Origin of the sequence: Nocardia sp. NPDC051990 (assembly GCF_040680755.1) — a bacterium.
Taxonomy (GTDB): Bacteria; Actinomycetota; Actinomycetes; order Mycobacteriales; family Mycobacteriaceae; genus Nocardia.
In genome coordinates, this window is record NZ_JBFAXH010000007.1 from 313,126 (window position 1) to 322,028 (window position 8,903).

Here is an 8,903-nt window from a genome sequence, read left to right on the forward strand (position 1 = left end):
ATCGACGGATCCGAAGGGTGCGCGGTCGTCGAGGCACTGCCCCGGGATCCGGTGCGTGTCCGCGGCGGCCGACTCGCTGCGGGGAACAGTGCTTCTTTCGTGGGCGCCGAGTGCCCTGCGACGTCGTCAGGGGCGATCGCATTCCTGAGCTCGGCGGCGTCGAACCTCGCCGAGTTCGCCGTCGCCGGCCGGCGACGCCAGGTGCGTGGCAGCACCGAGGAGCGTCACCCGGGTACGCGGTTCCATCGGTGTCCGAGCGGGAGCGCGTGGATCATTTGTGCGATAGGCGGGGTGTCGCCGTCGGTGATCAGCGCGGTGCGCTCCGGCAACGCTGGTCGCGTCTATGGCTGTGACGGTAATTCGGGCACCATGGTGCGGCAAATGGTCCGGCCGTTCGGTTGGACATGTCACAGACGCGACACCTCGTGATCGGACACAGTCACGAAGGCGCCCGGCCGCCGACCACTACTTGCGCGCGCGAGAATTGTAATTTCTCAAAACATTTCGCTTGGCCTTTGCCTTCGCGATAATCGCCATCGACTATGTTCGCAACGTTGGACCAAATTCTCTCCCGGAGGCAATACGTCGATGAGGCAGGCCCTACGTAGCCCGATTCGCGCAGTCGGCGCCGTGATCCGAGCAACCGGCAAACAGTCGCTGGCAATGACAATCGGTCTGCTCATGGTGTTGACAGCGGCGGGCGCCGCGCACACCGCACCCCTGTATCCCACCCCGGACCCCGACCCCTTCTACGCCACCCCGCCCGATCTGGCGGATAAGAAACCCGGTGATGTGATCGCAGCGCGGGTGATGCCGCCGCTGGCGATCTTCCCGGATACCACCGTGACCGTGGTGCGCTTCCGTTCCACCAGCTCCGAAGGTCAGCCGATCGCGGCGACTACCACGGTGCTCACTCCGAAAGCCCATGCCCCCGATGGCCCCTTGCTGTCCTATCAGCACATCATCAACGGGCTCGGCGCCGAGTGCTCGGTATCGCGGGTGCTCTACACCGGCGATCCGAACCTCATCGTCCGGGAGGCGCCCGGCTGGAATGTGCTGCTCTCGCGCGGCTGGAGTGTCGCGCTGCCAGATCACCTCGGTCCGAATTTCGCCTATGGCGCGGCCAAATTGGGCGGCATGATCACCCTCGACGGTATCCGTGCGGTAAAGCAGGTCGCCGAACTACAGGTGCAGAAGAGTCCGGTATCGATGGTCGGATACTCCGGCGGCGGCATGGCCACCGCATGGGCGGCCGCGCTGGCGCCCAGATATGCGCCGGAACTGGAGATCGCCGGCGCCGCGATGGGTGGTGTGCCGATGAATCTGGTGACCATGCTGGAGACCCTCGGTCTCAACTCGCATCCGGTTTTCGGGCTCGCCCTGGCGGCCGGACTCGGCCTGGAGCGCGAGTATCCCGACCGCTTCCCGCTCAGCGACCAACTCAATGAGCGCGGTCTTGTCGCACGGGCCACGATCGCCAACAGTTGCACCAATGACATCCTGGCCACGGGCGCGGGGCGTGGTGCGCTGGACTTCGCGAAGTCGACCTCGATGATCAACGATGCCACCGCACGCGCGGTGGTCGAGGAGAACAGCCTCGAACTCTACGACGGCGTGCCGAAAACACCCGTCTTCGAATGGCATTCGCCGATCGATGGACTCATTCCCATCGATGCGGTGGTGAATACCGATAAGCGCTGGTGCGCGGCCGGGGCGCGGGTGCAGTCCGAACAGATCCCGGTTCCCGACCATCTCACCGCTGCGGTTCTGGGCATTCCAGCAGCGCTGAATTGGTTGGACGCGCGATTCCGGGGTGAGGTGGCGCCGAGTAACTGTTGAGAACGGGGACAACAGAACTGGTGCGATCCGGCGGATGCCGGATCGCGGCCGAGCCGGATCCGCGTTGCTGGACAAGCGGATTCGGCTCGGATTGTTGCGATTCGGCGACGTGACACACACAACTTGGGCACGGTAGGGTATCCGGTCTACCCGCCTCGGATAGCCTGACTTTCTGGCCTCGGCACTCAGGGGCATTTCGGGGGTCGAAGGCACCATAAACCCGGCGCCAGGGAACCCGACGTCGCACCCTGGGGCCTGTGTCAATGAGCTGTCTGCGTGTCATCGTTTTCGCACTTTTGCTGGTGTGTCCGGTCGCGATGGGGGAGGCGGCGGCCGAACCGCCCGCACCGGCCGCGCCCGCCATTCCCGGCCTGCCCGCCTTGCCGATTCCGACCGACGGTGGTTCGACTCTGCCGGATCTGCAGCGGTGGATCGATGGCGTCATCCCGCCACCACCGATCGCTGCCGGGCCGCAGGTGCCTGATCCGATGCAGGAGGCCGCCACCCTGCCCCCGGCGCTGGCCGCCCTGCGCCAGGCCTCGGCACCGAGCGCCATCGGTGATCCGATCTTCGATGCGTGGCCGGCGAATCTGGACGATTACGCACCGGGCGAGTTGGTGGAGGTGCGGGATGTCAGCGCCACCGCCGTGCCCTTGGTGCTGGTGCCCATCCGGCAGGCGCTGCTGCTGAAATACCGCACCACCGATTCGCGCGGCGCGGCCTCGTATGCCACCGCGACATTGATCATTCCGGCCACCGTATGGCCCGGTCCGGGCAGCCGACCGGTCGTGGTGAACAATCTCCCGATCGACGCGCTCGGCCGGGCCTGCACGCCCGGTTACACCCTCGCGCACGGCTGGTCCCCCAATACCAGCATCACCGACTTCCTTCCGCCCACAACGCAATTGGCGACATTGCGCGGATACGCGGTGCTGGTTCCGGACCATGAGGGACCGTGGATGGCCTATGCGGAGCCCTACGTCGCCGGACATGCCGTTCTCGATGCCATTCGCGCGGTGCGCGGACTGCGCCCCGACGAGTTCGGTGACAGCCGATTCGGTATGACCGGCTACTCCGGCGGCGCCATCGCCACCAACGGAGCGGTGAAGCTGATCGAGAGCTACGCACCGGAATTGGCCGGATCGATCGTCGGCGCCGCGCTCGGCGGCGTGCCCGCCGACTATGAAATCCTCGGGCGCAGCATGAACGGCAACCTCGCCTCTGGGGTCTTCCTGGCCGCGACCTTCGGTGTCGGCCGGGAGCGCCCGGAGATCCTGGCCAGCATGAACAATCTGGCACAGTGGGCGGCGACGTCACCGCTGAAAGATCTGTGCGGCAGCGTATTCGGCGCGGTCGGGGTGCTGATGCTGCCCATCGATATCGCCGCCAAGATTCCGGATCCGCTGCATTCCGAGGTCGCCACCGAGATCTACGACGTGACGCGCATGGCGGGCATGAGGTCCGCGGCGCCGCTCTACATCTACAACGGCGAGCAGGAATTCTGGATTCCGGCGGAGGGCGCGCGCAACCTCTACCGGGAGCAGTGTGACCTCGGCGTGTCGGCGGTGTATCGCAGCGTCCCCGGTGAACACATCATCGCCGGTGCACTCGGCTATCCGGAGGCGATGATCTGGCTGGATCAGCGTCTGCAGGGCATGCCCGCGAACAATGAATGTTAAGGGATTTATTACAATCTGCTATCAGCGTAGCATCCGCCGCCTGGACCGCGATTTATGACATGTGACGGTTTCGAGTGGATCTGAGCAGGCCAGCGCGATGGTGGGCCGCCACTATCGGATGTCCGACCATTACGAGGTCGGGCGGGAGAAGGTTCGCGAATTCGCCCGTGCGGTTCGGGGCTTCCACCCCGCGCACTGGTATGAGGACGCGGCGTGGGAACTCGGCTACGACGGGCTCATCGCACCGCCCACCTTCTCCTCGATCATCTGGCCGCTGTTGCAGCGCAAGATGTTCGATTCGGTGCTGACCGGTTACGACTTCAGTCAGGTGCTGCAGACCGAGCAGCGGATTCGGGTGTACCGGCCGCTCATCGCCGGTGACCAACTGCGCTGCGACTCCTACGTCGAATCGTTCCGGCAGTTCAGCGATATGGACTTCATGCTCATCCGGAATGTGCTTACCAACCAGTACAAGGAACTGCTGCAGACCGCGCACACCACCGTAGTGGCACGCACCGGCGCCGAGGTGGCCACCGAACTGGTCTCGGCGGTCGACGGCGTCATCATGACTGGCGAGGCGCTGACCGAACGGCAGGACCCGACTTGGCGGCGGCCGGAACGTGCGGTGGACAGCAGGATGTTCGAATGCTTCGACGAGGTGTTGCCCGAGGCGGGTGTGGACAAGATCACGGTGCGGGCATCGTGCGGCATCCCCGAATTCGACGAATTGCGCGTCGGTGCCGAACTCCCCGCCCGCGTGGTCCCGCTCTCCCTCGGTGATCTGGTGAATTATGCTGGGGTATCGGGTGATTCGAATCCGATCCACTTCAGCGAGCAGGTCGCGGTCGCCGCGGGACTGCCCGGTGTGGTGGCCCATGGCCTGCTGACCATGGGCCTCGGCGCGAGCTATCTCACCGATTGGCTCGGCGATCCGGCCGCGATCACCGAATACGGTGTGCGGTTCGCCGGATTCGCCGCGGTCGCGGCCGGATCGCAGAGCGAGATCGAATTCCGCGGCCGGGTCAAGGAATTGGATCCGGACCGCCGTGCGGCGACCATCGCCCTCACCGCGATCTCCGACGGCCGCAAGCTGTTCGGCCGGGCCAGCGCGGAGGTGCTGCTGCGCTGAGCCGAAGATGCCGAAGATGTTGGGGAACGTACTCGCGGATGTGCGAATGCTTGTGGAAATGGGGCATTTTGGATCTAGCGAGTCGGTGTCGTGGCAGCGGTCGCCGCCGCGGGCCGTGAGTTCACCGTATGGGAGCAGTTCATCGTTACCGGGCTGGCATGTGAGCCCTGATGCGAATCACGCCGAACTAATGTCCCGACGGGACAATAGAGCGTAGGATGCCGATATGGGTACCGACAACGAAGTCGACCTCGACGGCCGTCGGTTGCGTACGCTGCGCAGTCGCGCGGCCATGTCGCGCGCTGCATTCGACCTGCTCAACGAGCGTGGGTTGGATTCGGTGGCCGTCGAGGACATCGCGGCGCGCGCCGGGGTCACCCGGCGGACCTTCAGTCGTCATTTCTCCTCCATCGAGGAGGCCGTACTCGGTGAAATCGACCAGGACGTGCACCTGTTCAACGAGGCGCTGTGCCGTCGTCCCCGGTCCGAGCCGCCGCTGGTCGCCTACCGCAATGCGCTGCACGACTGGCTGGTCGCCGAATACACCGGACCGAAGGCCGCGGGTTTGGCCCGGCGCTGGGCACTGTTCCAACGCTTCGAGGACGAACCGGCACTGGCCGCGGGCTATCAGCGCATCCGGCTCGAAGGGCAGCGCGAATCCGTGCGGATCATCGCCGCCAGACTCGATGTCGATCCCGCGGTGGACCGGCGGCCGGAGGTGGCCGTTGCCGCCGGGTCCGGATTGCTGATCGCCGTACTACAGGTCTGGGGCACGGGCTCGGACACCGACGGATTGCCCGATCTCATCGACACATTCTTCGACACCCTTCACGGGCTGACAGCTGAATTCCAGAGCGAGGTGTCATCGTCATGACCGCAGCAACCGGGTCGCCGAGCGTTGTCCGCCGCACCTGCCGCCGGGTCGGCCTGGATCGAAATCCGATGCGCCGCCGCGAGGATCGCCTGCAACTGGCGGTTGCCGCGGTGCTCACACTGTTGTTTCTGATCAGTGCCCCGCTGCTGTCGATGGCGGTCGGCGGCCGGATCTATCAGACCGAAGACCGCATCGCGCGGACGGAAGCGGCGCAGTTGCACGAGGTCGACGCGACCGTGCTCGAGGTCGGCAAGGCGCCGCTCTATGCGCCCATCACCCCGGCTCGGGTGCAGTGGCGCGACGCCGACGGTGTCACCCATACCAGCGACTACCAGACCGCCGGTTTGGTGAAAGCTGGTGCCACGGTGCAGGTTTGGCTCGACGGGGCGGGCAAGGTCACCGAGCCGCCGTCGAGCACCCGGGCATTGAGCAAGGCATTGCTGATCACCACCGGCATGGTCTTCGGGATCGCGGTCGGCTTCGGCTGCGGCTACGCACTGCTGCGTCGTGCGCTCGATCGGCGCAGGGCCCGGTTGTGGGAGGCCGAATGGGCGACAGTGGAACGCTTGTGGGGCAACCACGGGACGCGTCCGGATCAAGCCTAGTGCCGAAGTATGGCGCGCTCATTCGGAGTGGATAGGGACACTCGCAGTGGGCGCGCCGCATGCCCGGCCGTCGTGTCGCGAACACAGGTCGGGCTAGAGCATAGCGTGTCGGGCGGCGCGGCGAACGAACGAACATCGGATATCGCACGATCGATACCCGTTTGCGCTGTGACACAACACAAACGGGCATACAACTCGATCGGCTTCGACCGTCCTAGACCGGGAAGAGGCTGTGCTTGCGCGGGTTGTGCTTCCGGACCGCGCCCTTCTCCCGTAGCAGGTGCAGCGCCCTGCGGATCTCCAGACGGGTGTGCGACGGCTCGACCACGGCATCGATATAGCCGCGTTCGGCCGCGGTCCACGGGGTCGCCACGGTGGCGTTGTAGAAATCGATCATCTGCTGGCGCACGGTGGCGCGCTGGTCGGGTGGAGTCGCCTCCAGCCGCCTGCGGCCGATGATGCCGACCATGCTCTCGGCGCCCATGACCGCGATCTGTGCCGTCGGCCAGGCCAGGGCCAGGTCCGCACCCAGCGGCTTGCAGCCCATCACCGCGTAGCCGCCGCCGTAGGCCTTACGCGTCACGATTGAGACGATCGGCACGCTGGCCTCGATGACCGCACGGAAGAAGCGGCCGCCGCGCTTGATGACGCCGTTGCGTTCCTCTTCGAGGCCGGGCAGCACACCGGGGGTGTCGACGACGAAGATCAGCGGCAGACCGAAGGCATCGCACAGCCGGATGAAATATGCCGCCTTATCCGAGCACAGTCCGTCGAGCGCGCCGCCGAGTACCTGCGGCTGATTGGCGACCACGCCGACACTGCGTCCATCGACCCTGGCGAAGCCGGTGATCAGATTCTGGGCGGTGCCCGCGCCGATCTCGTGGAAGTCGCCGTCGTCGAAGAGGCGCAGCAGCACCTCGTGCATGTCGTAACCGGACCGGTCGGAATCCGGAATGATCGAGTTCAGCTCGAGGTCGTGGGTGGTGATCTCCGGTTCCAGGCCCGGATTCACCACCGGAGCCTGTTCCAGGCAGCTCGACGGCAGGTAACTCAGATAGCTGCGGACCCAGTCGAAGGCGGCCTGCTCGTCGGCGGCGACATGGTGCACCGTGCCATTGGCCTGCAGGGCGGCGGCGCCACCGAGATCGTCGGCGCTGACCACCTCACCCGTCACGCCCTTGATGACCTCCGGGCCGGTGACGAACATATACGACTTCTCGGTCGCGACCAGCACATCCATATTGATCGGGGCGTATACCGAACCGGCCGCGCATTTGCCGAGCATGACCGCGACCATCGGCACGAAGCCGGACAGATCCTCCTGACGTCGGCACATCAGCGCGTACCAGGCCAGCGATGTCACCGCCTCCTGGATGCGGGCGCCGCCGGAATCGTTGATCGACACCACCGGGCAGGCGTTTTTCTGCGCGAATTCCATTGCGGCGGCGACCTTTCGGCCGAACATCTCACCGACCGAACCGCCGTGCACGGTCTGGTCGTGAGCGATGACGACGACTGGTCGGCCGTCGATGTAGCCGCGCCCGGTGACCACGCCGTCACCGTACATGCCGTCGGTGCTGCCCGGCTGGCGCACCAGTGCGCCCAATTCCACGAAGGAACCCTTGTCCAACAGCATGTGCACGCGCTCGCGCGCACTCGGTATGCCCTTGCTCTTGCGTTTCGCGATGCCGGTCTCGCCAGCGGGCTCCTCGGCGAGCTCCAGGATGTCCCGGAGCTCCTCCAGCTTTTCTCGCGTGCCGCTCATATGGGTTATGCCATCCTTCCATATGGGGTTATATGCCCGAACTCGTCGCCATGCACTGTTCGTATCGACCGAACAACACAAAGGCGCTCGATGCTATCGGGCATATGACCCGCAGCATAGGGAATCCACCTTAGTCATAGGACCGCTCACAGGTCCGTTGGGCACCGGCGCGCCGTCCTCGGTGCCGTCGGTGAAATGTCGCCGAGTGTTACAGCCGTTGCGCCGGGGTGGCGCACCTACGTCGGTGTCCGCGTCGGGCATCGGTCATGCCCGGCGATATCCGGCCATCCGAATGACCGGAAATGCCGCTACCGAGAATCGCTCCGCTGCTTGTGATTTCGCTCGAGCTGGTCGGCGCGGTGTGATGACTTTCTCAATTGCCGAAGCGGGTATGCGATTTCGGTCCGAACGTAGCTGATCTTTCGGAGTCATGATGGGCAAACAAGCTGGTTCCGGCAGCAAGAGCATGGAATCTGAACTGGTCGAATATTTGCTCTTTTCGGGCCTGGTGGACGCGGCGCGGAGATCTCGGTACTATCACGCGCACCTGTCTGGCGGAGGCCGCGCAAGTGGTGGGATCGCCGTTGGTTCGGGTTGCCGGCTAGCCCGCGGTGATCACCAGATCGGCCGCGCGGTGGGCGCGCGTGAGGTTTTCGCAGCGGCTATGGGCGGCATCTATTGGTATCCGAAGCAATCGATGCTGCCGGAGGTCGCGCGGACCGCGGTGGTGACCAACCTGCTCACCGTGGACAATCTGCCCTCCTATCACCGGGAGATCTCGGAGTCGTACTCACTGGGCGGTGTCCGGGCACCTGGGTCGGGCGCTGGACCGCGGAGGGAATCTCAATGACGATGTCAAGCTGCGACCGGGGCTCCGGTGACGCTCGGGGGCTTGGTGTCGAAGGGCCGGTTGTCGCGCAGCAGTGCCCACAGCACGTCGACCAATCGCCGGGCCAACGCTAGGAGCGCCTGGGTATGAATGAGTCGTTCGGTGCGTTTGCGCTGATAGAAC

Annotated in this window: 6 protein-coding genes and 2 pseudogenes; 6 read left to right on the plus strand and 2 right to left on the minus strand. The window is 65.2% G+C overall.

Annotation, left to right across the window (positions count from 1 at the left end; genetic code table 11):
* The first annotated feature begins 663 nt into the window (after window positions 1–663).
* The 5 genes from AB0L63_RS16865 to AB0L63_RS16885 all read left to right on the plus strand — a co-directional run bounded on the left by AB0L63_RS16865 (window position 664) and on the right by AB0L63_RS16885 (window position 6,126).
* Entirely contained in the window at window positions 664–1,839 is a 1,176-nt protein-coding gene (locus tag AB0L63_RS16865; protein WP_364501016.1) for a lipase family protein, read from the plus strand.
* Between the two features lie 263 nt (window positions 1,840–2,102).
* A complete protein-coding gene (locus AB0L63_RS16870) occupies window positions 2,103–3,518 on the plus strand; it encodes a lipase family protein (protein ID WP_364501019.1) in 1,416 nt (471 codons plus the stop codon).
* A 61-nt stretch (window positions 3,519–3,579) separates the two neighbouring features.
* Entirely contained in the window at window positions 3,580–4,647 is a 1,068-nt protein-coding gene (locus AB0L63_RS16875; protein WP_364501022.1) for a fused (3R)-hydroxyacyl-ACP dehydratase subunits HadA/HadB, read from the plus strand.
* Window positions 4,648–4,873: 226 nt separating this feature from the next.
* Window positions 4,874–5,521 carry a helix-turn-helix domain-containing protein gene (locus tag AB0L63_RS16880; protein ID WP_364501025.1) on the plus strand — a complete coding sequence of 216 codons (648 nt, stop codon included), beginning with the start codon at window positions 4,874–4,876 and terminating at the stop codon, window positions 5,519–5,521.
* The gene (locus tag AB0L63_RS16885) at window positions 5,518–6,126 is read left to right on the plus strand and encodes a hypothetical protein (protein WP_364501028.1); all 609 of its coding nucleotides are present in this window, start codon (window positions 5,518–5,520) and stop codon (window positions 6,124–6,126) included. Before AB0L63_RS16880 ends, AB0L63_RS16885 begins: the two co-directional genes overlap by 4 nt.
* A gap of 214 nt (window positions 6,127–6,340) precedes the next feature.
* On the opposite strand, the gene AB0L63_RS16890 is transcribed toward AB0L63_RS16885, so the two are convergent.
* Window positions 6,341–7,891 (minus strand): acyl-CoA carboxylase subunit beta, encoded by a 1,551-nt coding sequence (locus AB0L63_RS16890; RefSeq protein ID WP_364501030.1) that lies wholly within the window; start codon window positions 7,889–7,891, stop codon window positions 6,341–6,343.
* A 658-nt stretch (window positions 7,892–8,549) separates the two neighbouring features.
* Here AB0L63_RS16890 and AB0L63_RS16895 point away from each other — a divergent pair.
* A pseudogene (locus tag AB0L63_RS16895) lies at window positions 8,550–8,728 on the plus strand (acyl-ACP desaturase); the annotation flags it as partial.
* 18 nt (window positions 8,729–8,746) lie between these two features.
* Here AB0L63_RS16895 and AB0L63_RS16900 read toward each other — a convergent pair.
* Window positions 8,747–8,903 (minus strand): annotated as a pseudogene (locus AB0L63_RS16900) (IS110 family transposase); the annotation flags it as partial.